Origin of the sequence: Streptomyces sp. WM6378, assembly GCF_001279695.1 — a bacterium.
Lineage (GTDB): Bacteria > Actinomycetota > Actinomycetes > Streptomycetales > Streptomycetaceae > Streptomyces.
On the sequence record NZ_LGDD01000007.1, the window covers coordinates 1 to 24,984 of the forward strand.

20 protein-coding genes are annotated in these 24,984 nt (G+C 71.7%); 13 read left to right on the forward strand and 7 right to left on the reverse strand.

Going from position 1 to position 24,984, the window contains the following annotated elements; all coding sequences use genetic code 11:
* Positions 1-11 precede the first annotated feature (11 nt).
* Positions 12-1,016, forward strand: a complete 1,005-nt coding sequence (locus ADK54_RS02165; protein ID WP_420717256.1) for a DNA-3-methyladenine glycosylase family protein — start codon at positions 12-14, stop codon at positions 1,014-1,016.
* Positions 1,017-1,022: 6 nt separating this feature from the next.
* Here ADK54_RS02165 and ADK54_RS02170 read toward each other — a convergent pair whose 3' ends face one another.
* The 3 genes from ADK54_RS02170 to ADK54_RS02180 are packed head-to-tail and all read right to left on the reverse strand — an operon-like array spanning position 1,023 to position 3,784.
* On the reverse strand, positions 1,023-2,312 hold the full coding sequence (locus ADK54_RS02170) for a coenzyme F420-0:L-glutamate ligase (RefSeq protein WP_053723758.1): 1,290 nt from the start codon (positions 2,310-2,312) through the stop codon (positions 1,023-1,025).
* Positions 2,309-3,265 (reverse strand): 2-phospho-L-lactate transferase, encoded by a 957-nt coding sequence (cofD, locus tag ADK54_RS02175; protein ID WP_053723759.1) that lies wholly within the window; start codon positions 3,263-3,265, stop codon positions 2,309-2,311. The genes ADK54_RS02170 and cofD overlap by 4 nt, the downstream gene beginning before the upstream one ends.
* A gap of 12 nt (positions 3,266-3,277) precedes the next feature.
* Entirely contained in the window at positions 3,278-3,784 is a 507-nt protein-coding gene (locus tag ADK54_RS02180) for a cysteine dioxygenase (RefSeq protein ID WP_053723760.1), read from the reverse strand.
* Between the two features lie 717 nt (positions 3,785-4,501).
* Here ADK54_RS02180 and ADK54_RS02185 point away from each other — a divergent pair.
* The 3 genes from ADK54_RS02185 (at position 4,502) to ADK54_RS02195 (ending at position 10,342) form a co-directional block, all read left to right on the forward strand.
* Positions 4,502-4,765, forward strand: a complete 264-nt coding sequence (locus ADK54_RS02185; RefSeq protein WP_053723761.1) for a WhiB family transcriptional regulator — start codon at positions 4,502-4,504, stop codon at positions 4,763-4,765.
* A gap of 295 nt (positions 4,766-5,060) precedes the next feature.
* The gene (locus ADK54_RS02190) at positions 5,061-8,768 is read left to right on the forward strand and encodes a glycosyltransferase family 2 protein (protein WP_053723762.1); all 3,708 of its coding nucleotides are present in this window, start codon (positions 5,061-5,063) and stop codon (positions 8,766-8,768) included.
* Positions 8,765-10,342 (forward strand): DUF5719 family protein, encoded by a 1,578-nt coding sequence (locus ADK54_RS02195; RefSeq protein WP_053723763.1) that lies wholly within the window; start codon positions 8,765-8,767, stop codon positions 10,340-10,342. The genes ADK54_RS02190 and ADK54_RS02195 overlap by 4 nt, the downstream gene beginning before the upstream one ends.
* 24 nt (positions 10,343-10,366) lie before the next feature.
* Here ADK54_RS02195 and ADK54_RS02200 read toward each other — a convergent pair whose 3' ends face one another.
* A complete protein-coding gene (locus ADK54_RS02200) occupies positions 10,367-10,909 on the reverse strand; it encodes a metallopeptidase family protein (protein WP_398875885.1) in 543 nt (180 codons plus the stop codon).
* Between the two features lie 221 nt (positions 10,910-11,130).
* Between ADK54_RS02200 and ADK54_RS02205 the strand changes: the two genes are divergently transcribed.
* From ADK54_RS02205 to ADK54_RS02230, 6 genes are all read left to right on the forward strand, one after another.
* Positions 11,131-11,550 carry a DUF3499 domain-containing protein gene (locus ADK54_RS02205; protein ID WP_053723765.1) on the forward strand — a complete coding sequence of 140 codons (420 nt, stop codon included), beginning with the start codon at positions 11,131-11,133 and terminating at the stop codon, positions 11,548-11,550.
* A gap of 191 nt (positions 11,551-11,741) precedes the next feature.
* Positions 11,742-13,103, forward strand: a complete 1,362-nt coding sequence (locus tag ADK54_RS02210; RefSeq protein WP_053723766.1) for a phosphomannomutase/phosphoglucomutase — start codon at positions 11,742-11,744, stop codon at positions 13,101-13,103.
* A 254-nt stretch (positions 13,104-13,357) separates the two neighbouring features.
* On the forward strand, positions 13,358-13,540 hold the full coding sequence (locus ADK54_RS02215) for a Trm112 family protein (RefSeq protein WP_053723767.1): 183 nt from the start codon (positions 13,358-13,360) through the stop codon (positions 13,538-13,540).
* A 66-nt stretch (positions 13,541-13,606) separates the two neighbouring features.
* On the forward strand, positions 13,607-14,734 hold the full coding sequence (locus ADK54_RS02220) for an SIS domain-containing protein (RefSeq protein ID WP_053723768.1): 1,128 nt from the start codon (positions 13,607-13,609) through the stop codon (positions 14,732-14,734).
* Positions 14,735-14,893: 159 nt separating this feature from the next.
* Entirely contained in the window at positions 14,894-16,060 is a 1,167-nt protein-coding gene (gene manA, locus ADK54_RS02225; protein ID WP_053723769.1) for a mannose-6-phosphate isomerase, class I, read from the forward strand.
* Positions 16,061-16,139: 79 nt separating this feature from the next.
* Entirely contained in the window at positions 16,140-17,099 is a 960-nt protein-coding gene (locus ADK54_RS02230; RefSeq protein WP_053723770.1) for a cation diffusion facilitator family transporter, read from the forward strand.
* A 328-nt stretch (positions 17,100-17,427) separates the two neighbouring features.
* On the opposite strand, the gene ADK54_RS48490 is transcribed toward ADK54_RS02230, so the two are convergent.
* On the reverse strand, positions 17,428-19,524 hold the full coding sequence (locus ADK54_RS48490) for a fructose-specific PTS transporter subunit EIIC (RefSeq protein ID WP_053723771.1): 2,097 nt from the start codon (positions 19,522-19,524) through the stop codon (positions 17,428-17,430).
* A 392-nt stretch (positions 19,525-19,916) separates the two neighbouring features.
* Between ADK54_RS48490 and ahcY the strand changes: the two genes are divergently transcribed.
* Positions 19,917-21,380 (forward strand): adenosylhomocysteinase, encoded by a 1,464-nt coding sequence (gene ahcY, locus ADK54_RS02240; RefSeq protein ID WP_053723772.1) that lies wholly within the window; start codon positions 19,917-19,919, stop codon positions 21,378-21,380.
* Positions 21,381-21,671: 291 nt separating this feature from the next.
* Positions 21,672-22,292, forward strand: a complete 621-nt coding sequence (locus ADK54_RS02245) for a hypothetical protein (RefSeq protein ID WP_053723773.1) — start codon at positions 21,672-21,674, stop codon at positions 22,290-22,292.
* 125 nt (positions 22,293-22,417) lie between these two features.
* Here the strand turns inward: ADK54_RS02245 and ADK54_RS02250 are convergent, their stop codons facing one another.
* Entirely contained in the window at positions 22,418-23,467 is a 1,050-nt protein-coding gene (locus ADK54_RS02250) for an RDD family protein (protein ID WP_053723774.1), read from the reverse strand.
* Between the two features lie 128 nt (positions 23,468-23,595).
* Between ADK54_RS02250 and ADK54_RS02255 the strand changes: the two genes are divergently transcribed.
* Positions 23,596-24,603 carry a stage II sporulation protein M gene (locus ADK54_RS02255; RefSeq protein ID WP_053723775.1) on the forward strand — a complete coding sequence of 336 codons (1,008 nt, stop codon included), beginning with the start codon at positions 23,596-23,598 and terminating at the stop codon, positions 24,601-24,603.
* Between the two features lie 139 nt (positions 24,604-24,742).
* Here the strand turns inward: ADK54_RS02255 and ADK54_RS47130 are convergent.
* Positions 24,743-24,984, reverse strand: a 242-nt coding sequence (locus ADK54_RS47130) for a hypothetical protein (protein ID WP_234391883.1), incomplete at its 5' end; no start/stop codon positions are given.

Sequence of the window (24,984 nt, forward strand, 5' to 3'; positions counted from 1 at the left end):
CGGAAGTTCGCGTGGGCCCCCACCCGCCCGATGGCACCCTCGGCGACCCATCGGGCCGCGACCCGGGGAACCACGCTCCGGGATGCCCCATCCCCGCCCCCCGCGCGGCAGGGCGGACCCGGGCCTGGGCGCCGGCAGAGGGGCCCCTCGATCTCCCCCTGACCCTCGGCCCCCTCAGACGCGGCCCCGCGGACCCCACCTACCGCACCACCCCCGACGGAGCGGTATGGCGCACGTCGAGGACCCCCGTCGGCCCCGCCACCCTGCGAGTGACCGCCCGGAACGGCACCGCGCACGCCGAGGCGTGGGGCGAGGGTGCGGAGTGGATGCTTGAGCAATTCCCGGCGCTGCTGGGGGAGTTGGACGACCCCGGCGCCTTCACGCCCCGCCACCGCCTCGTGGCCGAGGCGCACCGCAGGCGACCCGGCCTGCGCCTCAGCCGTACCGGACTGGTCCTCGAATCCCTGATCCCCTCCGTCCTGGAACAGAAGGTCACCACGACCGAGGCCTACCGCGCCTGGCGGCTCCTCGTCCGGAAGTTCGGCGAGCCCGCCCCCGGCGCCCCCGACGGGATGTACGTCATGCCCGACGCGAGGACCTGGGCGCTGATCCCGTCCTGGGAGTGGCATCGGGCCGGCGTCGACTCCAAGCGCTCGGACGCCGTCATGCGCGCGGTGCGGGTGGCCCGCCGCATGGAGGAGGCGGCCACCCTGGACCCGCCGAAGGCCGCCGAGCGGCTCCAGCTCATCCCGGGCATCGGCCCGTGGACGGCCGCCGAAACCCTCCAACGGGCCATCGGCGCCGCCGACTTGGTGACCGTCGGCGACCTCCATCTGCCCGGCATCATCGGCCACGCCCTCGCGGGCAACCGGAACGCCGACGACGCCGAGATGCTGGCCCTGCTCGAACCGTACGCGGGCCAGCGCCACCGGGCCGCCCGCCTGATCCTGCTCAGCGGCCGCACCCCGGAGCGCCGGGCCCCGCGCATGCAGCCCCGCGACATCGCCCCGCTGTAGGCGAGTTCAGCGCACCTCGATGAACGCCGAGGCCTCCCGCGCCGGGCGCTCCTTCGGCGGCTGGGCCGCGTGCCCCACGGCCACCGCACCCATCGGGTCCCAATGGGGAGGCAGGTCGAGGGAGTCGCGTACGACATCGCGGCAGAACATCGTCGAGGACACCCACGCCGAGCCGAGCCGCTCGCCCGCCAGGGCTACCAGGAAGTTCTGGACCCCCGCGCCCGCCGCCACCACGAACATCTCGCGCTCGGCGCCGTCGCGGCGGGCGTCGCCGTAGCTGTGCGAGCCGTCCATCACCAGGCAGGGCACCACCAAGTACGGCGCGGCGCGCAGGACTTCGCCCCGCGCGACCCGCTTGGCGATCGACTCCTCGGACTTGCCGTCGCGGCGCAGGTCCTCGATCCAGGCGGCCCGCATCGCGTCGAGCAGCCGCGTGCGCGACTCCTCCGATTCGAGCAGCACGAACCGCCAGGGCGTCGTGTGGTGCGGGGCCGGCGCGGTGACCGCCGCCGCCACCGCGCGCCGTACCGCGCCCGCGTCGACGGGCTCGGCCGTGAAGGCCCGTACCGTACGCCGCTGGGTGACCGCCTCCCGTACCGCCTCCGAAGTGCCGAGACGGAACATGTCGTCGACCGAGGCGCGGACCATTTCGCGGGCCGAGCCCTCGCCCGCGAGGTGGCCGAGCCCGCGGACCACGGCGACCGGAAGGCCGCCGGCCTTGCCCTTCACCAGGTCGCCCGCGGCGGCCAGCTCGTCGGCGAGCGAGATCACCGTCGCGCTCAGCGGATTGCCGTGCGCGTCCGTGCCGCCGCGCAGGTCGTCCAGGACGCGTACGCCACTGGCGCCGATCGCCACGTCGGTGAGCCCGTTGCGCCAGGGCCGTCCGAAGGTGTCCGTGACGATCACGCCGACCTCGACGCCGAGCGCGTCGCGCAGCCCGGCGCGGATCGCGGCCGCCGAGGCGTCCGGGTCCTCGGGCAGCAACAGCACTGTCCCGGCAGGGGTGTTGGAGGCGTCGACGCCGGCCGCGGCCATGATCAGGCCCTGCCGGTTCTCGACTATGCGCAGGGTGCCGCGCCGGGCCACCACCCGTACCGTCTCGGCGTCTATGGCGGCCTCGCGGTCGGCGGCCTCGGTGATCCGGCCCTCCGCCTTGGAGACGATCTTCGAGGTGACGAGCAGGATGTCGCCGTCGGCGAGGCCGGGCTCGGCCGCCGCGATCAGCTTCGCCAGGTCGTCACCGGCCTGCACCTCCGGCAGCCCCGGCAGCGCCCACACCCGGAAGGAAGGGTTCACGCGCGGACCTCCTCCGCAAGGCGGAGGGCCTCGCGGGCCATCGCGGCCGTCGCGTCCAGGTCCGTCATCATCAGCGGCACGGCCCGGCAGCGGATGCCCGCCTCCTCGATCCGCGCGACCGTGCCGGCGTCCACGCTGTCGACCAGCCAGCCGTCGAGCAGCCCCGAGCCGTAGTGCTCGGCGACCGCGGCCGCCGTGGACTCCACGCCGACCGCGGCGAGCACCTTGTCGGCCATGCCGCGCACCGGGGCGTCACCCACGATGGGGGAGAGGCCGACCACCGGCACGCCGGCCTCGGCGATCGCCTCGCGGATGCCGGGCACGGCCAGGATCGTGCCGACCGAGACGACCGGGTTGGACGGCGGGAAGAGGATGACGTCGGCCGCGGCGATCGCTTCGAGGACGCCGGGCGCGGGCTTGGCCTGCTCGGCGCCGACGGGCACGACGGCCTGCGCGTCCACGGAGGCCCGCAGCTTCACCCAGTACTCCTGGAAGTGGACCGCCTTGCGCTCGCCGTCAACGTCGATGGCCACGTGGGTCTCGACGCGGTCGTCGGACATCGGGATGAGCCGGACGCCGGGCTGCCAGCGGGCGCACAGCGCCTCGGTGACGGCGCTCAGCGGGTAGCCCGCGCCGAGCATCTGGGTACGGACGATGTGCGTCGCGAAGTCGCGGTCGCCGAGCCCGAACCACTCGGGCCCGACCCCGTACGCGGCGAGCTCCTCCTTCACGGTGAAGGACTCGTCGGTACGCCCCCAGCCCTGCTCCTCGTTGATGCCACCGCCCAGGGTGTACATCACGGTGTCGAGGTCGGGGCAGACCTTCAGGCCGAACAGATGGATGTCGTCGCCGGTGTTGCCGATGACGGTGATGTCCGCGTCGGGGGCGGCGGACTTCAGACCACGGAGGAAGCGGGCACCACCGATGCCGCCTGCCAAGACCACAATGCGCATGCCGACAGTCTGTCAGGCGGGTACGACATCCTGGCTTGCCGGGGAGGAGCTCTGGCTGGCGTGCATCGGCATGTCGGTCAGGCCCGGGTAGTAGACGTGCAGGCTGACGGCCGGTTCCAGGGAGTCGTTGACGACGTCGTGCACATAGCCCGGCGCGAAGACCCGCTGGGTTCCGGCGCCCAGGTTCCGTACGCCGCGCTCGGTGTGCTCGGTCAGCTCGCCGGCCAGGACGGTCAGTACGCCCGAGGACGCGCCGTGGTCGTGGGCGCCGCTGCCCTGGCCGGGCACCCAGGACAGGAGCCAGACCTCGTAGCCCGGCCCCGTGCGCAGCCGGTGGTACCAGCGGGAGACCGCGTCGTACTGGACGAGGTGGGCCCACTGGGAGCGGTCGGCGGCGATGGAGCGGGCGAGTCCGGCGAACTCGGCGACGGTGGCGGGGTGCTCGCGGGCGGGCTGCAGGAGGTGCTGGACCTCAAGGATGTCGCCGGCGATCTGCAGGTCGCTGTGGCTGCTGTTCATGGTGCGGGGGTTCCTCGGCAGAAGTGCTGGGGTGTCGCAGATGAGGTGTCTCGCGGAGACGGCGGCTGCCCGGAGCGGACGCGTGGCGTCTCAGGGGAGGCGAGGGGAGAAGCTGGATCGCACGTGGCGCGGGAGGTGCGGGATCAACAGCTGGAACAGCAACAGCGTGCCTGGACAGCGCTGCGGAACCCACGGATGTGGGTCGCTCGGTGCGCTGCGGTCACGGACATGCGATCCAGGAGACCGGGTTGTGGGTCTGTTGTCAACCCAATGCCCGATTTGGCGGCAATGTTTCACCTCATCCGGTTACTGGAGCCGGAGAAAGGTTTGTGCAGTCGTGGGGCGGGAGATGTGGCGCAGCAACTGTGCAACCAAACGCCGTTGCCTTCTCGTGATCCGAATGTGATCCGGGCCGCTTTCCGGGTGCGGACGCAACAAGATCAACACTCGTCTCGTCCTCCTCTGTAGTCGCAGTCGAGCGCGAGTCGGGCGGACCGGTGAGGAGGGGTGTCGGTGTGGGCCAGCGGCAGGCGTCACCTTTTTACCGATTTGAACACTTTCCGCAAAGCCTTGGTTCCGCAGAGTGAATACCAGGCTCAATAGCAGATCTCGGCTTGACTGGCCCGGATCCGCGCACTTGTAATTTCACTCGTGTCGTTCAGCCGGATTCGGTAACGGCAACATCACGGGGCAGCAAAAGACAGACGAGGGGCGCACATGACCGAGCTGTTTCAGGAACTGCTGGTCGACGAGGCCGAAGAGGAGCTCGGCTGGCAGGAACGGGCACTCTGCGCCCAGACCGACCCCGAATCCTTCTTCCCCGAAAAGGGCGGCTCCACCAGGGAGGCCAAGAAGGTCTGCCTCGCCTGCGAAGTGCGCTCCGAATGCCTTGAGTACGCCCTCGCCAACGACGAGCGGTTCGGCATCTGGGGCGGCCTGTCCGAGCGCGAGCGCCGCCGCCTGAAGAAGGCAGCCGTCTGAACTCCCTCGGAACCGTCCGAAGTCCCTTGAGGGAGGGCCTCGACAAGGGGCCTTCAGGAGCCCGCCGTCTGACCCCCGGCGACCGCCCTCAGGGGCCCAAACCGCCCAACTCCGTACACAACCAACGGTCCGTCCTCTGCGCCCCGTCCGCAGGCGGCGGACCGTTTGTGTGGCAGCCGTTAGTGTGGGGCGCTGTCCACGGCACTCCGGTCACGTCAGAGCCCGTCTCACGACACCGGCCGCGCCTACCGCAGTCAGCACAGCAGCCTTCCGGGGCGGAGGGGCCCGTACCTCGATGTCCGTGCACAGCCAGTCGACGGCCCCGTACGAGGCGGCCGCGACTCCCGAGTTCCCCCGACATGTCGTCACCGCCGTGGTCGTCTCGCACGACGGCGCACGCTGGCTCCCCGACGTCCTGGCCGGACTCCTGGGCCAGGAACGCCCCGTACAGAACGCGTACGCCGCCGACACCGGCAGTGCCGACGACTCCGCCCGCCTGGTCACCGAGGCGCTCGGCGCCGAACGCGTCCTGCACCTCGCCCGCCGCACCGGATTCGGCACCGCCGTCGAGGAGGCCGCCCGCACCGCACCCGTGCTCGGCCCCGAGGAACTCCCCTATCTGAAGCGCCCCAGCGGCTGGGACCCGGTCTCGCGCACCTGGCGCGACGACAGCTACGACCTGCCCGAACTCCCGCACGGCGAGCCCGTGCAGTGGCTCTGGCTGCTCCACGACGACTGCGCGCCCGAGCCCGACGCGCTCGCCGAACTGCTCCGCGTCGCCGACTCCAACTCCCATGCCGCGATCATCGGCCCCAAACTCCGCGGCTGGTACGACCGCAAGCAACTCCTCGAAGTGGGCGTCTCCATCGCCCACAGCGGGCGCCGCTGGACGGGCCTGGACCGGCGCGAACAGGACCAGGGCCAGCACGACCAGGTCCGGCCCGTGCTCTCCGTGTCGTCGGCGGGCATGCTGATCCGCCGCGACGTGTGGGACGAGCTCGGCGGCTTCGACCGCAGGCTGCCGCTGATGCGCGACGACGTCGACCTGTGCTGGCGCGCCCACGACGCCGGGCACACCGTCCTCGTCGCCCCCGACGCCGCGGTCCGCCACGCCGAGGCGGCGGCCCGCGAACGCCGCACCGTCGACTGCGCGGGCCGCTCGGTCGTCAACCCGCACCGGGTCGACAAGGCGGGCGCCGTCTACACCATGCTCGTCAACTCCCGTCCCGCGCTGCTCCCTTACGTGCTGCTCCGCATCGTGATCGGCACGCTCCTGCGCACCGTCGCCTACCTCGTGGGCAAGGTGCCGGGGCAGGCCGTCGACGAGGTCATGGGCCTCTCCGCCACCCTGCTGCGGCCCGGCCGGATCCTCGCCGGACGCAAGAAGCGCGGCAAGAGCGGCGTCGAGGCGAGCGAACTGCGCCCGCTGTTCCCGCCGCCCGGCGCCACCATCCGCGCCACCGTCGAATCCGTGGCGGGCAGCCTCGGCGCGGGCACCGAGGACACCGGCGGCTCCCGGCACGGCACCGTCGAATCCGGACCCGGCGGGGACGACGCCGACTTCCTGGAGATCGAGCAGTTCGCCCGCCTCAAGAAGATCGCCCGCAAACCGGCGCCGGTCCTCTTCGCGCTCCTGCTGCTGGTCTCCCTTGTCGCGTGCCGCGATCTGCTCGGCGGTGGCACCCTCATGGGCGGCGCCCTGCTGCCCGCGCCCGACCACATCGGGGACCTGTGGGGTCGCTACGCCGACGCCTGGCACCCCATCGGCGCCGGCGACACCCAGACCGCGCCGCCCTACCTCGCGATCATCGCCGTGCTGTCCGCGCTCTGCTTCGGCTCGACCGGCTTCGCGCTGACCCTGCTCCTGGTCTGCTCGGTCCCGCTGGCCGGGCTCACCGCGTACTTCGCCTCGCGCCCGCTCGTCGCGTCCCGCCAGCTGCGTGCCTGGGCGGCCATCGCCTACGCCTTCCTGCCCGCCGCCACCGGCGCGCTCGCCGCAGGCCGGCTCGGCACCGCCGTCCTCGCGATCCTGCTGCCGCTGATCGGCCGGGCCGGGGTGTCCGCCGCCGGGTTCAGCGGCGACGGCACCCGCGGCAGCTGGCGCGCCACCTGGACGTACGCGCTGCTCCTGACCATCGCGACGGCGTTCACGCCGGTCGTGTGGCCGGTCGCGGTGCTGCTCGGCATCGGCGTGCTCGCCCTGCGCCGGGGCGACATCGGGGCGTACGGGCTGCGGTTCCTGGCCGCCGTCGGCACCCCGCTCCTGATGCTCGCGCCCTGGTCGCTGACCCTGGTCACCGGCCCGTCCGGCTTCCTGAGGGAAGCGGGCCTGGAGTACGGGGACGGCTCGGCCGGCGCGCTCGACCTGCTCGGGGCGAGCCCCGGCGGGGCCAAGACGGTCGGCGGGCTCGTGCTCATCGGCTTCGTCGGGGCCGCGCTCGCGGCGCTGCTCCGCTCGGAGCGCACCTTCGCGATCCGCACCGCCTGGGCCGTCGCACTCACCGGCTTCCTCTTCGCGATCCTGTCGAACCACAGCGCCTGGGCGGGCCCCGCGACCCTCGTGTACGGGCTCGCGCTGCTCGCCGCCGGGGCACTCGGCGCCGAGAACGGCCGGACCCGGGTCGCCGGGCACGGCTTCGGCTGGCGCCAGCCGGTCGCCGCGCTGATCGCGCTCGCGGCCGCCCTCGGTCCCGTGTACTGCGCGGCGAACTGGATGATCGGCGGCGCCGCGGGCCCGCTGGAGCGCCGCGATCCCGTGCAGGTGCCGGCGTTCGTCGCCGAGGAGAGCGGCACCCGCGACCAGGCCCGCACCCTGGTCCTCGGCGGCACCTCGCCCGCCAAGGTCGCGTACACGCTGGTGAGGGGCTCGGGCGCCCAGCTCGGCGACGCCGAACTCGCCGCGTCCTCAGGAGGCGACGCCGGGCTCGGCAAGGTCGTCTCCAACCTCGTCGCGGGCTCCGGCGCCGACCAGTCGACCCAGCTCAGCGGCTATGCCGTGCGCTATGTGCTGGTCCGCGACGGCGCGCCCCGCTCCTTCGCCCGCACCCTCGACTCGACGCCCGGCCTCAGCCGCCTCAGCCAGCTCGACGGCAGCGCGCTGTGGCGGGTCGACCGTCAGGTCGCCCGCGCCGTGATCGTCCCGGCCAAGGGCGGCGAGAGCCTGCCGGTGGCCGCGGACCCCGTCGACATCCACACCAAGGTCCCGGCCGGTGAGGCCGGCCGCGTCCTGCGCATCGCCGACAAGTCCGCCCCCGGCTGGACTGCCACCCTCGACGGCAAGGCGCTCAAGAAGACCACCGTGGACGGCTGGGCCCAGGGCTTCGAACTCCCGGCGGACGCGGGCAAGTTGGACGTCACCTATGACGCCCCGTTCACCCACGCCGCCTGGATCTGGATCCAGGCCGCGCTCGCCCTCGTCCTGCTCGTGCTGGCCCTGCCGGGCCGCCGCCGCGAGATCGACGACGACCTGCCCGAGGCGGAGGAGGCCCTGGCGGCCGTCCCCGCGCAGCCCGTCGCGGGCGAGGGCCGCCGGGCCCGCAGGCTCCGCGCCCAGGCCGAGGCCGAGCCCCCCGGCGAGGGGCAGCCCGCCGAGCAGGCCGACATCCCGCAGCAGCCGGCGTACGACGAGTGGGACGCGGCGCAGTACGCCACCGCCTCCCCGGCCGCCGACCCCACCCAGCACGACCAGCAGGCGCAGCAGCAGTACGACCCGTACCAGCAGCAGTACCCCGGCTACCAGCAGTACCCCGACGGCCAGTACGCCCAGGTCCCGTACCCCGAACAGCACTACCCCGAGGCCACGTACCCCCAAGTCCCGGGCACCGACGGCCAGTTCGGCCAGGGCCAGTACGTCGACGGGCACGGGCAGCAGACGTACGACCCCTACCAGCAGCCGCAGGGCCGGCCGCTGCCGCCGGACGGGAGTTACGACCCGTACGGCTACGGATACCCGCCCGAGCAGCCCGAGCAGCAGCCGCACCGCCCCGACGGGAGCCAGCAGTGAAGCGCACCACCCTCTCCCTCGCCGCGGGGGCCGTCGCCCTCGCGGCGCTGACCGGCTTCGCCTCGCTCACGGCTCCCGGCGGCTCCACCGACACCGGCGCCAAGTCCCCGGCCCGGCTGCCCGTCGAACGCTCCAGCCTGCTGTGCCCGGCGCCCAGCAACTCCGACCTGGCCCAGACGACGTACACCGCGTTCACCCCGAAGGGCGCCGCGGGCGGCCCGCAGGGCAAGCCGGGCACGGCCGTGCTGAACCCGGCGGTGCCGCCGCCCGCCGACACCGGCGCGCCCTCGCCCGCCGCCTCGACCGACAAGGCGAAGGACGGCAAGGGCAAGGACGGCAAGGACAAGAAGCCGGCCGACAAGCCCGCCTCCGGCCAGCCGGTCATCTCCCTGAAGGAGCCCGGCAAGCCGGTCGCCGCCACCGCGTCCGGCGCCGACGCACCCGCCCTCACCGGCTCCGCCGACGGCCTCCTCGCGCCGGGCTGGGCCGCCCAGCAGACCACCCAGATCACCGGCGGCGTCGGGCGCGCCCTGCTCGGCACCAGTTGCACGGCGCCGGATGCCGACTTCTGGTTCCCCGGCGCGTCCACGGCCAAGGACCGCCAGGACTACGTCCACCTGACCAACCCGGACGACACCGCGGCCGTCGCCGACATCGAGCTCTTCGGCAAGGACGGTCCCGTCAAGGCCGACATCGGCGAGGGCATCACGATCCCCGCCAAGTCGAGCGTTCCCGTTCTCCTCTCCACACTGACCGGCACGGTGGCGGACGATCTGACGGTGCATGTCTCCACCCGCGCGGGCCGGGTCGGCGCGGTGGTGCAGGCCACGGACGCGAAGGCGGGCGCGGACTGGCTGCCCGCGTCGGCGGACGCGGCCGCCTCCCAGGTGCTTCCGGGCATCCCGGGCGACGCCACCGACGTACGCCTGATCGTGCACGCCAAGGGCGCGGACGACGCGGACCTCAAGGTGAAGCTGATGGGCAAGGGGGGCAGCTTCACACCGGCGGGGCTGGACACCGTCCACGTGAAATCGGGGATGACGGCGTCCTTTGATTTGAAGAACGTCACCAGGGGCGAGGCGGGTTCCCTTCTGCTCACCCCGGATGCGGACGGCAGCACTCCGGTCGTCGCGGCGCTGCGCGTGGTCCGTGGCACCGGTGACAAGCAGGAGATCGCCTTCATCCCGGCCACCAACCCGGTCGGCAACCGCGCGACGGTCACCGACAACCGGGACAAGGCCACCACGCTCGCGCTGACCGCGCCGGGCACCAAGGACGCCACGGTGAAGGTCACCTCCTCCGCGGGCACCGAGGCCGGCGAGCCCCAGTCCAAGACGTACACCGTGAAGGCGGGCACCACGCTCGTCGTCGACCCGCAGGTCCCCTCCGGCCTCAAGGGCTCGTACGCGCTGACCGTCGAGCCCGATCCGAACGGCGGGCCCGTCTACGCCTCGCGCACGCTGGCGATCACGCAGGACGGCGTCCCGATGTTCACGGTGCAGACGCTGGCCGACGACAAGGGCACGGTCGCGGTGCCGGCCGCCTCCCAAGACCTCTCGGTCCTGGAGAAGTAGGCCCTGTAGAAGGAACGAGAGGGCTCAGTCCTGCCCGTACCGCGGGTCGACCGACTCCGGTGCCAGACCCAGGAGTTCGGCGACCTGCTCGACCACGACCTCGTGGACGAGCAGGGCGCGCTCGTCCCGGTTCTTGGTACGGATCTCGACCGGCCGGCGGTAGACCAGGATCCGGGCGGGGTGGTCCTTGCCCGCCGGGAGCGCACGGCCCAGCGGCACCGCCTCGTCGCTCCAGGCCGCCGGTTCCCCGTCGTCGTCCGCGGTGCCGGGGGCGTCCTTGAACGGCACGTCGGTGACCAGGAACTCCACCTCCGCCAGCTGCGGCCAGCGCCGCTCCAGGCGCTCCACGGAGTCGAGTACGAGATCGCGGAAGGTCTCGGCCCTGCTGGCCGAGAGCGGCACCTGGGGCGGCGCCACGGGTCCGCGCATGCCACGGCCGTGCCGGTCGCGGCGCCGGGGCCCCGATCGGGAGCCAGTACCTTCGGCTGAGCTGGAGCTGTCCATCACTGACGCAGCGTAGCCCTCCGGAGCCGGTGGCGATCGCGGCGGCGGCCCCGGGGACCGCATGTCGCGGGCATGTCGCGGGATGACCATTTCGGCCACGCATGAGAGCGGTTACCGGCCCGTCCGACACCTAGGATTTCGCGTCGTTTGACCGAATCGTTCCCAAGTGGCGGTCGGCACAAGGGCGGTAACCGCCCGTGGCCCTCTGTTCCCGTGCAGGTCAGCGCAGTTGCTCGGACACCTCCTGTGCCAGAGCTCACACCGCGACACGGGGGAGTGACCTGGTGGAGAGTCGTCGCGGCCCGGTCAAGAGTGCGGTACCGTCCAACGTCGTGAGCCCTGTACGTCGCTGTTCGCGCACCGCGTGCGGCCGCCCTGCCGTCGCGACACTGACGTACGTCTACGCGGACTCGACCGCAGTTCTCGGTCCGCTCGCCACCTACGCCGAACCCCACTGCTACGACCTGTGCGCCGAGCACAGCGAGCGCCTGACCGCGCCCCGCGGCTGGGAGGTCGTCCGCCTGACGGATGCCTCCGCCCCGGCCCGCCCCAGCGGCGACGACCTGGAGGCGCTCGCCAACGCCGTCCGGGAGGCGGCGCGTCCCCAGGAGCGCTCCGCCGATGCCGGCGGAGCGCGTGCGGCGGACCCGGCGGAAGTCGGCCGCCGAGGCCATCTGCGCGTCCTGCCCTCGCCCGAATCCTGACCCCGGCTCAGCGGGTTTCCCGCTTCCGGCTCCGCAGCCGTCCCGCAACCCGCAGGTGTCGCGGCCGAGTTGACGCAGTCTGCCCGGGTCCACCGAAGCTGTGGCCGGCGCACAGGTGGCGGCGGGTAGTTTGGGAGCCCGGTCGGCGCCCCGGGGAGGACGCCGTCGACGACATCAGGGAAGGTTGGGCCGTGGCTGCTGATCTGTCGCAGATCGTGAAGGCGTACGACGTCCGCGGAGTGGTGCCGGATCAGTGGGACGAGTCCCTTGCCGAGCTCTTCGGCGCGGCCTTCGTCACCGTGACGCAGGCGGACGCCATCGTCGTCGGCCACGACATGCGGCCCTCGTCGCCCGGCCTCTCGGCGGCCTTCGCGCGAGGCGCGGCCGCCCTGGGCGCGGACGTCACGCTCATCGGCCTCTGCTCCACGGACCAGCTCTACTACGCGTCCGGCGCGCTGGACCTGCCGGGCGCGATGTTCACCGCCTCGCACAACCCGGCCCAGTACAACGGCATCAAGCTGTGCCGCAAGGGCGCGGCCCCGGTCGGCCAGGACACCGGCCTCGCCGAGATCCGCGAGCTGGTCGAGCGGTGGTCCGAGCAGGGCGGCCCGGCCCCGGCGGCCGAGGCGGGCACGATCGGCGAGCGCGAGACGTTGACGGACTACGCGGCCCATCTCCTGTCCCTCGTCGACCTGTCGGCCATCCGCCCCCTGAAGGTCGTGGTCGACGCGGGCAACGGGATGGGCGGGCACACCGTGCCCACCGTGTTCGAAGGCCTGCCCCTCGACGTGGTCCCGATGTACTTCGAGCTCGACGGCACCTTCCCCAACCACGAGGCCAACCCGCTCGACCCGGCGAACATCGTGGACCTCCAGGCCCGCGTCATCGCCGAGGGCGCGGACCTCGGCCTCGCCTTCGACGGCGACGCCGACCGCTGCTTCGTCGTCGACGAGCGGGGCGAGCCGGTCTCGCCCTCCGCGATCACCGCCCTGGTCGCGGCCCGCGAGCTCGCCCGACACCCCGGCGGCACCGTGATCCACAACCTGATCACCTCCTGGTCCGTCCCCGAGGTGGTCCGCGAGAACGGCGGCACCCCCGTCCGCACCCGCGTCGGCCACTCCTTCATCAAGCAGGAGATGGCGGCCACCGGAGCGATCTTCGGCGGCGAGCACTCCGCGCACTACTACTTCGCCGACTTCTGGAACGCGGACACCGGCATGCTGGCCGCGCTCCACGTGCTGGCCGCGCTGGGCGGACAGCAGGGCAGCCTCTCCGCCCTGGTCGCCCAGTACGACCGCTACGCGGGCTCGGGCGAAATCAACTCCACGGTGGAGGACCAGGCGGGCCGCGCGGCCGCCGTCCGCGCCGCCTATGAGGGCCAGGCCGGCCTCACCCTGGACGAGCTCGACGGCCTGACCGTCACCGCCCAGGACTGGTGGTTCAACCTGCGCGCCTCCAACACCGAGCCGCTGCTGCGCCTGAACGTCGAGGCGCGCGACGTGCCGACGATGGCGAAGGTGCGGGACGAGGTCCTGGGAATCGTCCGGGGCTGAGGCAGGCCCGACCGGGGCGCACCCGGGGTCGGCTTCCGACGGGCGTGGGCGTCCGGGCTGCCCACGCCGGTCGGCGTGTGAACAACCTCGGTGGCCCCGGGCCCCTCCCAACGTGTGTAAGCCCCCAGCGGCCCCCGCACCCCACTCCCTTCACCGGGCACGCACCCCGCCCACCCCGGCGGTAGGCTGACCTGGCCCGACCCCCGCGCGCGTTCCGGACGCGTACGGAACGAAGATTCGCCGAAGGGAACCCCATGCCGCTCGAAGCCGGCCTCCTCGAGATCCTCGCCTGCCCGGCCTGCCACGCCCCGCTCAGCGACGCGACCTCGGCGGACGAGCCCGAGCTGATCTGCACCGGCAAGGACTGCGGCCTCGCCTACCCCGTGCGCGACGGCATTCCGGTCCTCCTGGTGGACGAGGCCCGCCGCCCCGCGTAAGCAGGGTGCGGGCCCCGCCCGCGCACTCCCGGTAACCCGCCAAGCCAGAGCCGGAGGCCGACCTACATGCTCGACGAGTCGCTGCTCGATGCACCGGAAGCCCTCGCCAGGGCCGACCGCCGTGGGCTGCTGCGCGGCGCGGCGGAGGCGGGCGCCCGCGTCCGCACCGCGGCCCGGCACGCGGCCGAGGCCGGCATCGCCGAGCTGAAGCCGGAGGGCCGCCCCCGGTCCGTCCTGATCGCGGGCCCCGGCACCGCGGCGGCGGGCGTGGCCGACCTGATCACGGCGCTCGCGGGCGCGTCCGCACCGGTCACCCGCCTGGAGTCGACCGGCGTCGCCCCCGCCGCGGGCGCCCTGCGCTGGAGCCTGCCGGGCTGGGCGGGCTCCGTCGACCTGCTGCTCATCACCACCACCGACGGCACCGAGCCGGGCCTCGCGCTCCTCGCCGAGCAGGCCTACCGCAGGGGATGCAACGTCGTCGCGGTCGCCCCGCAGCGCTCCCCGCTGGCAGAGGCCGTGGACGGGGTGCACGGCCTGGTCGTGCCGATGGCGTCGGCCCCCTTCGAGCCCGACGAGGCGGAGTTGTCCGCCGCGAGCCCGGGCGCCCTGTGGTCGCTCTTCACGCCCCTGCTCGCGCTCCTCGACCGGGTTGGGCTGCTCAGCGCGCCCCCCGAGACCATTGAGAAGGTCGCCGCCCGCCTGGACCGCACCGCCGAACGCTGCGGCCCGGCGATCGCGACGTACAGCAACCCCGCGAAGACGCTCGCCTCCGAGCTCGCCGAATCGCTCCCGCTCATCTGGACCGAAGGCCTGGGCGCGGCCCCGGCCGGACGCAGGTTCGCCGCCGTGCTCAGCGAGCTGTCCGGCCACCCCGCGCTCGCCGCCGAACTCCCCGAGGCGCTGCCCGCGCACGGCGTGCTGCTCGCGGGCTCGCTCGCGGCCGGCGCCGACCCGGACGACTTCTTCCGCGACCGGGTGGAGGAGCCCGAGCGGCTGCACGCCCGCGTCGTCCTGCTGCGCGACCGGCCCACGGGCGGTCTCTCCGCCGCCCCCGCCGCCCGCGAACTCGCGCTGAGCCACGACACCCCGGTCAGCGAGCTCGAACCCGAGGAGGGCAGCGAGCTCGAATGCCTCGCCGAGCTCCTCGCCATCACCGACTTCGCGACCGTGTACCTGACGATCGCGTCGACCTGACCCCGCCCGCGCCGCGCGGCCGGGGTCTGCCCAGGGACAGGGCGCCTGCCACCGTCAGTCCACCCCCGGGAAGCCAGAAGCCTTCGGCAAGCCCCGCATGTGGAACGAACGTCTCCCGGAACCGTCTTCCGGAACCCGAAAGAGAACACAGGACGACCCATGGACCGTCTCACCAACACCATCCGTCCCTACGCCTGGGGCTCCACCACCCTCATCCCGGAACTCCTCGGCACCGCCCCCAGCGGCGAGCCCCAGGCCGAGATGTGGATGGGCGCCCACCCCGGAGCCCCGTCCCGGCTCGACCGCGGCACAGGGCCGACATCGTTGTCAGACGTGATCGCGGCGGATCCGGCGGGTGAGCTGGGCCGCGCGGCCGTGGCCCGGTTCGGCCCCCGTCTGCCCTTCCTGCTCAAGGTCCTGGCGGCCGGCGCCCCCCTCTCCCTCCAGGTGCACCCCGACCTCGCGCGGGCGAAGGAGGGGTACGAGGCCGAGGAGCAGGCCGGGGTCCCCGTCGACGCCCCGCACCGCAACTACAAGGACGCCAATCACAAGCCCGAACTGATCTGCGCGCTCACGCCCTTCGAGGGACTGTGCGGCTTCCGCACGCCCGAGGAGGCCGCGCAGACCCTGGCCGCGCTTGAGGTCGACTCGCTCAAGCCGTACGTCGACCTGCTGCGCGCCCACCCCGTCGAGGCGGCCCTGCGCGAGGTCCTCACCGCGGTACTGACCGCCGACCGCGAGGAGATGGCGGCGACGGTGACCGAGACGGCCGCCGCGTGCGAACACCTGGGCGGCACGCAGTACGCGGCGTACGCCTCCCTCGCGCACCACTACCCCGGCGATCCGGGTGTGATCGCGGCGATGCTGCTCAACTACGTCCAACTCCAGCCCGGCGAAGCCCTGTTCCTGGGCGCCGGGGTGCCGCACGCCTACCTCAGCGGCATGGGCGTGGAGATCATGGCCAACTCCGACAACGTCCTTCGTTGCGGCCTGACTCCCAAACATGTCGACGTCCCCGAACTGCTCCGGGTCGTACGCTTCGAGCCGACCGACCCGGGCGTGCTGCGCCCCGAGGCGTCGGCGGCGGGGGAGGAGCTGTACGAGACCCCGATCGACGAGTTCCGCCTGTCCCGTTTCGTACGGGCGGAGGGCGCCGCCCCCACCGAACTGACGGCCCAGACCCCGCAGATCGTCCTCTGCACGGCGGGCAGCCCCTCGGTCGGGGGATTGACACTGACCCCGGGTGCGTCCGTATTCGTACCGGCCGAGGAGGAGTCCGAACTGTCCGGTACGGGAACGGTGTTCCGCGCCACGGTGGTTGCCTGATGTAACAATGTGCCGCCGCGGGGTCCGGCATCGGCCGGCCCCCGCAGAGGGCAACCGACGAAGGGAAGACGGCAACTCCATGAGCGCGTCAGGCGGAACCAAGGCCATCGTGGCGGCGCTGAGCGCCAACCTCGCCATCGCGGTGGCGAAGTTCGTGGCGTTCCTGTTCAGCGGTTCGTCGTCGATGCTCGCGGAGAGCGTGCACTCGCTCGCCGACTCCGGCAACCAGGGCCTGCTGCTGCTCGGCGGCAAGAAGGCCCAGCGCGAGGCGACGCCGCAACACCCCTTCGGCTACGGCCGCGAGCGCTACATCTACGCGTTCCTGGTCTCGATCGTGCTGTTCTCGGTCGGCGGCATGTTCGCGGTCTACGAGGGCTACGAGAAGATCCAGCACCCGCACGCGATCGAGGCCTGGTACTGGCCGGTCGGCGTGCTGGTCTTCGCGATCATCGCGGAGGGCTTCTCGTTCCGTACGGCGATCAAGGAATCGAACGTCACCCGGGGCGGCCTGTCCTGGAAGGAGTTCATCCGCCGGGCGAAGGCACCCGAACTCCCCGTCGTCCTCCTGGAGGACTTCGGCGCGCTGGTCGGCCTGGTCCTGGCCCTCCTCGGCGTGGGCCTCGCGCTGGCGACGGGCGACGGCGTCTGGGACGGCATCGGCACGCTGTGCATCGGCATCCTGCTGATCCTGATCGCCCTCATCCTGGCGGCGGAGACCAAGTCGCTGCTGCTCGGCGAGTCGGCGGGCGCGGACGAGGTGGCGAAGATCAAGGCAGCGATCGTGGACGGCGACACGGTGACCGCCGTCATCCACATGCGCACCCTCCACCTGGGCCCCGAGGAACTCCTGGTGGCTGCCAAGATCGCCGTCCAGCACGACGACACGGCCCAGGAGGTCGCCACCGCGATCAATGAGGCAGAGTCCCGCATCCGCGCGGCCGTCCCGATCGCCAGGGTGATCTACCTGGAGCCGGACATCTACAGCGCGGAGGAAGCGGCAGCGGGCCCCGACCCGAAGGCAACGCCGGGCGGCCGCTGAGCGCCCGGGGAGGGGCGCGCCCTCTTTCCCGCCCTCCGGGACACGACCCCACCCCCACCCAGCAAAACCCAGCCCCTCCGGCCCTACGCACCAACCGGAGGGCCAGCCTCCCCACCACAGTGCCGAGGCCGACGAATGTTCGTCCGGGAGGCGGCCTTCTCACGGGGGTGGCAAACTCAGCCCCTCCAGTGTCCGGGAGCGGGCGGGGCCGAGCCAGAGCCCTGGCACCCACTCACCACCCACCAGCCGACAGCCGAACGAACACCCCCGGAGGGTCTCGGGAAGGGGCGGGGCGGGGAGAAATCCCACCCCAGCCCCCCCCCACGGCCTACTGAATCTCCCCCAGCACCTCCAGCACCGCCGCCGCGTCACCCGCCTCGGCCAACCGCCCCCGGAACCCCGTGTCCATCAACTTCCGGGACAGCAACGCCAGAATCCGCAGGTGCTCATCGCCCGCCGCAGCCTCCGGCACGGAGATCATGAAGATGAGCTTGGCCCGAGTCCCGTCGAGCGACCCCCACTCGATGCCCTCGGCGGACCGTGCGAACCCCACGGTCGGCACGGACACCGCATCGGTCTTCGCATGCGGAATGGCGATCTCCTCGCCGAGCCCGGTCGTCCCCTGAGCCTCCCGGGCCAGCGCGACCCGCACGAGCTCGTCGACGTCCCGTACGTTCCCGGTGGAGGCCAGCATCTCGGCCATCTCCCGGATCGCGGCGTCCTTGTCGTGCGAGGCGAGCTGAACCTTTACGGTCTGGGCGGTGAGGTACCCGGAGAGCACTTCGGGGGCAGCAACGGAGCCAGAACGCTCCGGGGCCTGTACGGCCAGGGCAGTGGCACCGTCGCTACCGGCGCCCGTGCCACCGCCCGCACTCGTTCCACCGCCTGCACCCATGCCACTACCCGCCCCCGTGCCACCACCCGCACCGACAGCCACACCAGCCAGAGCAGGCTCAGGGACCAGGGCAGCGGTCCCGGCCTCGCCCCGCCGCCCCTTCCGCTCCTTGACGTCGATCAGCGCATTCGTGGTCAGCGCGGTGACAGCCGTACCGATGGCGATGGCCAGGAAGAACATCGCCGCCCCGCCCACGGCCCCGAACAGCGAAACGATCGGCCCGCCGTGCGGAACGGAGTCCGTCACCCCGGCCACACCGGCCACCGCACCGGCCACCGCACCACCCAGCATGTTCGCGGGGATGACCTGGGCCGGACGGGCCGCGGCGAACGGAATCGCACCTTCCGAGATGCCGAAGAAGCCCATGAACAGCGCCGCGATACCGGTCTCCCGCTCCTGGTCGGTGTAGAGCTTGCGTCGCAGCAGCGTGGCCAGGCCCTGGCCGAGCGGCATGACCGGAATGGCCGCGGCGGCCATGCCCATGACGGCGTTGTTCGTGCCGATCAGACCCACCGCGACGAGGAACGCCGTCTTGTTGACCGGCCCGCCCATGTCGAACGCGATCATGAGCCCGATCAGCGCGCCGAGCACGATCGCACTGGACCCCGTCATGCCGTTGAGCCAGCTGGTCAGATGCGTGAACACCCAGGAGATCGGCTGCCCGATCACGTAGATGTAGAACAACCCCAACGCCAGCGTCGACACGATCGGGATCACGATGATCGGCATGATCGGCTGGACGAACTTCGGCACCTTGACCTTGCGGATCCACAGCACCAGGTACCCGGCGAGGAAGCCCGTCGCGATCGCCCCGAGGAACCCCGCGTTGGCGTCGGCGCCGTAGATGGTCACCCCGTCGTACGCCAGGAACCCGCCGATCATGCCCGGCACGAGCGCGGGCCGGTCGCCGAGGGCGAAGGCGATGTAGCCAGAGAAGATCGGCAGCATCAGCTTGAAGCCGAGCGTGCCGAGCGTGTTGACGTAGAACCAGAACGAGTCCTTGTCGAACTCGATGCCCTTGGCCGTCGTGTGCCCGCCCAGCGCGATCGAGACGGCGAGCAGCAGACCGCCGACCACCACGAACGGGATCATGTGCGAGACGCCGTTCATCAGCGCCTTGTACGCAGCACTGCGCTCCTTGCCGCCGCCCGCACCGCCGCCACCGCCGGCCGGAAGGCCATGGCCCCCTGCGTGCACAGCCGCGCTCTGCACCTGCTCTATGAGCTGCTCAGGCCGGTGGATGCCGTCGGCGACGGGCACGCTCAGCACCTTCTTGCCGACGAACCGATCGAGCGCGACGTCCTTGTCGGCCGCGATGATGATCCCGTCGGCCTCTCTGACATCGTTGTCATCCAGTACGTTTTCGGCCCCGATGGAGCCCTGCGTCTCCACCTTCATCTCGATGCCGAGCGCCGCCGCAGCCTGGGCCAGCTTCTCGGCGGCCATGTAGGTGTGAGCGATGCCGGTCGGACAGGCGGTCACCGCGAGCAGCTTCAACTTCCGCTGCCCCTCGCTAGCCGGACTGGTCACGTGGGGGTCTCCTAACGCTTCGCGCCTCGTCGCGCAGATCGTGCGTACGGTCCGCTCGTATCCCGAGTCGGGCCGACCCAAGCATCCTCCACCAGGTAAGGGCCAGATCAAAAGTCCGTTAGGCCCGGTTCGCCCGGACTCTGGTCCCGATTTCCGGCCGAGGCTATTGGCCGGGCACGCTGGGGCGCGCTCGGCCGATCGGTGTAGATTCGTGACCAGAGCCAGACGTCGCTGCTGATGGCGGTCGGTCGGTCCCGCATGGACCCGGCCGAGGGAGAGAGGGCCTCCGACGGACTGCGCTGCGAGCGCGTTCGGGCACTCCCATGCCCATCGCCGCGCCCGCAGACCAGCCGTACCCACCCTCGCCACCAACCCACGAGGAGCAGCCAGCCATGACGACTGACGCCACCGGCGCCGGCCAGGACTTCAAGGTCGCCGACCTCTCCCTCGCCGCCTTCGGCCGCAAGGAGATCACCCTCGCCGAGCACGAGATGCCCGGCCTGATGTCGATCCGCAAGGAGTACGCCGCCACGCAGCCGCTGGCCGGCGCCCGCATCACCGGCTCGCTGCACATGACCGTGCAGACCGCCGTGCTGATCGAGACCCTGGTCGCCCTCGGCGCCGAGGTCCGCTGGGCCTCCTGCAACATCTTCTCCACCCAGGACCACGCCGCCGCCGCCATCGCGGTCGGCCCGAACGGCACCCCGGACGCCCCCGCCGGCGTCCCGGTCTACGCCTGGAAGGGCGAGACCCTTGAGGAGTACTGGTGGTGCACGGAGCAGGCGCTGACCTGGCCGAACACCCCCACCGGCGGCCCGAACATGATCCTGGACGACGGCGGCGACGCCACCCTCCTGGTCCACAAGGGCGTCGAGTTCGAGAAGGCCGGTGCGGCCCCGGACCCCTCGACCGCGGACTCCGAGGAGTACGCCCACATCCTCACCCTGCTGAACCGCACCCTGGGCGAGAACCCCCAGAAGTGGACCCAGCTCGCCTCCGAGATCCGCGGCGTGACGGAGGAGACCACCACCGGTGTCCACCGTCTGTACGAGATGATGCGCGACGGCGACCTCCTGTTCCCGGCGATCAACGTGAACGACGCCGTGACGAAGTCCAAGTTCGACAACAAGTACGGCTGCCGCCACTCCCTGATCGACGGCATCAACCGCGCCACCGACGTCCTCATCGGCGGCAAGACCGTCGTCGTGTGCGGCTACGGCGACGTGGGCAAGGGCTGCGCGGAGTCCCTGCGCGGCCAGGGCGCCCGCGTGATCATCACCGAGATCGACCCGATCTGCGCGCTCCAGGCGGCGATGGACGGCTACCAGGTCACGACCCTGGACGAGGTCGTCGACAAGGCGGACATCTTCGTCACCACGACGGGCAACAAGGACATCATCATGGCCGCGGACATGGCCAAGATGAAGCACCAGGCGATCGTCGGGAACATCGGCCACTTCGACAACGAGATCGACATGGCCGGCCTGGCCAAGATCCCGGGCGTCGTCAAGGACGAGGTCAAGCCCCAGGTGCACACCTGGACCTTCCCCGACGGCAAGGTCCTGATCGTCCTCTCCGAGGGCCGTCTGCTGAACCTCGGCAACGCGACCGGTCACCCCTCCTTCGTCATGTCGAACTCCTTCGCGGACCAGACGCTGGCCCAGATCGAGCTCTTCACCAAGCCGTCCGAGTACCCGACCGACGTCTACGTGCTGCCCAAGCACCTCGACGAGAAGGTCGCCCGCCTCCACCTGGCATCGCTCGGCGTCAAGCTCACCGAGCTCCGCCCGGAGCAGGCCGCGTACATCGGCGTAGAGGTCGAGGGCCCGTACAAGCCGGACCACTACCGCTACTGAGCCCCTGACACCGACACCCCGAGGACCGCAGGGCGTCGGGCCCAACGGCCCCTGTAGTCCTCGGAGTTGACGGCATCACCGGCTCAGCCGCCACCGGCACTCGGCTCCACCGGTACGTCAGGCTCCACCGGTACGTCATCGGCCCGGTACGTCATGGGCACCCCGTACTCATCGGCACCCGGTACGTCATCGGTACTGAGGCAGGCCCCCGCACCCCCGTGACGGGGGCCTGCCCCGTACCGCCCCCCCCACACCGAGTCAGCGCCCGACTTCCGAGGACCCCGAGATCCCATGCCCCGCGGCCGATATTCGCTTCACGATCCCCACGACCACACCCCTCTTGGCGAAGAACACTTCCACTGCGCGCCGGGCCCTTCCGGCTGGCGTTACGTCTCCCAGCTCACCACCCCCTCCGGAGACCACGCGGGCTCCGTAGACCTCGCACTGGACGAACTCGGCCGCCCGATCCGCCTCGAACTCCATGCCGCCGCCTGGCAGGTACGAGGCGCCGCGCTCGACGGCGTCACCTGGGTCCGTACGGACCCCTCCGGGACCCATGCCACCGAAGGCAATGTGCGCGCCCACGCCTTCTCCGGCACTTCCCCCGCGTTCCTCGTCGCCACCTCCCGTCTGCTCCGCCTCACCCCCCACTTCCCGACGACGCGCGTCCGCCTCGTCGCCTTCACGGACCCGGTCCTCGCCCCCCGAACGATCGACCAGTCCTGGGCCCTGAAGAAAAGTGAAGCGCACGCCACTGACAACGGCCCCCTGACCGTTGATGAGTACCAGGTCAGCGCCCTGGACACGGGCGAGCAGCACACCGTCCACATCGTCGGCGACGTAGTCCTCGCGGCCCCCGGCATCGAGCTGGAATCCCTGGAATCCCCACCGTCGACGTTTCCCACGCCGTAGCCCGGGAGCGTCCGGCACCTGGCGTTCGCCACCTGGCGCCCGAGCGCCGAAGTCCTACTCGGCCCGGCACCTTCCCCTCCATCGCCCGCGACCCAACCCCGGCCCTACCATCAGGCAGGCGACCGTCAGGCAGGCGGCGCGAATCCCGTCGGACGCGCGGGAGATCCAGCGCTGTTCCCAACCTCGGCCCCCGGCTCCCCGGAACCAGCTGGCTCAGCGGCACCGCCCGAAGCCGACAGCCTGGCCGAGGCGGAAGCCGCAGCCGGGTCCGCGGCCAGGCGCGATCCGGCGCCCGAACCCCAAGCCGGAGCGGGACTGACGAACCCAGGCGGAGCAACCGCCGCCGGCGAGCCGAAGACCGCCCCAGAAACGGGCCCAGACCCCCCGCCGTGAACCCCCGCCCCCATGCCACCGGCAGCAGCCTGCCCCACCCCGAACGCCCGTCGTGCGTCCCGAACCTGGCGCTCGCCCACCACACCGGCCAGATAGGCCGCAGGCGGCACCCCCTCCGGGAGGGGCGCTCCTGTACAGGCCGCCACGTCCTCTGCCAGGCGGACCGCCATCGTCCAGCTCACCTGCGGGTCGAGCTGGCGCATACGCGTCAAGTACTGGCGCACCGCCAGCCAGAGCCCGTCCGGCACCCGTGACAGGTCCAGCCCGGCGAACCGCCCCACCAGCCACGGCGGCGGAGGCGGAACGGCCGCGGTCCATCCCGACGACACCCGCTCCCGTACGACCAGCGTCCCCGCGAAGACGTCCCCGATCCGCCGCCCGCGCTCGGAGACGAGCGACGCGATGCAGGCGACGACACCGAACGTCAGCAGAATCTCGATGACCCCCATGGCCCCGCGCACCAGCGCGTGCCGGAACCGGATCGGCCCCCCGTCGTCCCGCACCACCCGCAGCCCGCAGGCAAGCTTCCCCAGCGACCGCCCGTGCGACAGCGTCTCGACCGCGATCGGGCCCCCGACCAGCACGAGCACGAACAGGGCCACGGCTGTCGCAGCCTGGGCAGCGGCATCCAGCGAGGCAGTGGCGAACAACATGACCAACGAGACCAATATGTACGCCGCCCACACCACGGCCAGGTCGATCACCAACGCCAGCGCCCTACTCGGCAACCGCGCGGGCCGCAGCCCCAGTACGACCGCATCCCCCGTGACCAGCGCGCTCACCCGATACCCCACCCTCCACAGACGACGGCCTTCCGCACCCCTCGAACCACCCAGTCTGCCAAGCTGGCCCGCAGCGCGCCGCAGTAGTACGGACCGTACGCACCCAGTGCCTGGAGCAGCAGCAGAACATGGACCTCGACGTCTTCGTGACCGCCCACCACACGGAGTGGGACCGCCTCGAACACCTCCTGCACCGCGGCCGCCGCCTCACGGGCGCCGAGGCGGACGAGCTGGTGACGCTCTACCAGCGCACGTCCACGCACCTCTCCCAAATACAGTCCAGCGCCCCGGACCCCCTGCTCACCGCCCGCCTGACACAGCTGGTGGCCCGCGCGCGCTCCACCGTCACCGGCACCCGCCGCGCGACCTGGCGCGACGCCGCCCGCTTCCTTACGGAGGGCTTCCCCGCTGCCGTCTACCGCGCGCGCCGCTGGTGGATATCCGCGGCCCTGATCTCCATAGCCGTCGCCGCGGTCATCGGCTGGTGGATAGGCACCCACCCCGAGGTCCAGTCCGCGATCGCCGCCCCCGACGCGCTGCGCCAGATGACGCGACCGGGCGGCGAATACGAGACGTACTACTCAAGCCACCCGGCCGCGTCCTTCGCGGCCCAGGTCTGGACGAACAATGCCCAGGCCACCGCAATGTGCCTGGTCCTGGGCGCCTTCCTAGGCATCCCGGTCCTGTGGATCCTCTTCCTCAACATGCTCAACCTGGGCGTCGGCATCGGCCTCATGTCGTCCGCGGGACGCCTCGACACCTTCCTCGGTCTGGTCCTGCCGCACGGCCTCCTCGAACTGACCGCGGTGTTCGTAGCCGCAGGTACGGGCATGCGGCTCGGCTGGACCGTCGTCGACCCGGGCCCGCGCACCCGTCGCGCAGCCCTCGCAGAGCAGGGCCGAGCAGCCGTAGGCATGGCCATCGGCCTGGCCCTGGTGCTGTTCGTCTCCGGCATGATCGAGGGCTTCGTAACCCCCTCCGGCCTGCCCACCTGGGCTCGAATAGCCGTCGGCATAGCCGCCGAACTGGCCTTTCTTGCGTACGTGTACGTCCTGGGCGGCCGAGCCGCACGAGCTGGCGAAGCCGGCGACATCGAGGCCACCGCCCGCAGCGCCGAGCTCCCGACAGCCGCGTGATGTGCGTACGCCCCCTCTGACCTGCTACTGTCCTCTTCGCCCACAAAAACCGTTGACACGGTCGGAGTGGGGAGGTAGATTCAAACGGTTGCCTCGAACTGGACAAGTTCGGGAGCGCTAGCTAACATCTCTCTCGCTCTCATCGGAAATTGAATTTCCGAGTGATGAGCCATTCCGATTCACCATTTGAAGTCAACGAGGTCGATTCGATCGGCTGAAATGCTTCTGATAGAGTCGGAAACGCCGAAAAGGGAAACGCGAAAGCGAATAACGAATCGGCAGCCCGCTCCAGCGGGTGGCAGAAACGGAAATCGGATCTGCTAAGCTGGAAACACGAAATACCGAAGGGAAGCGCCCGGAGGAAAGCCCGAGAGGGTGAGT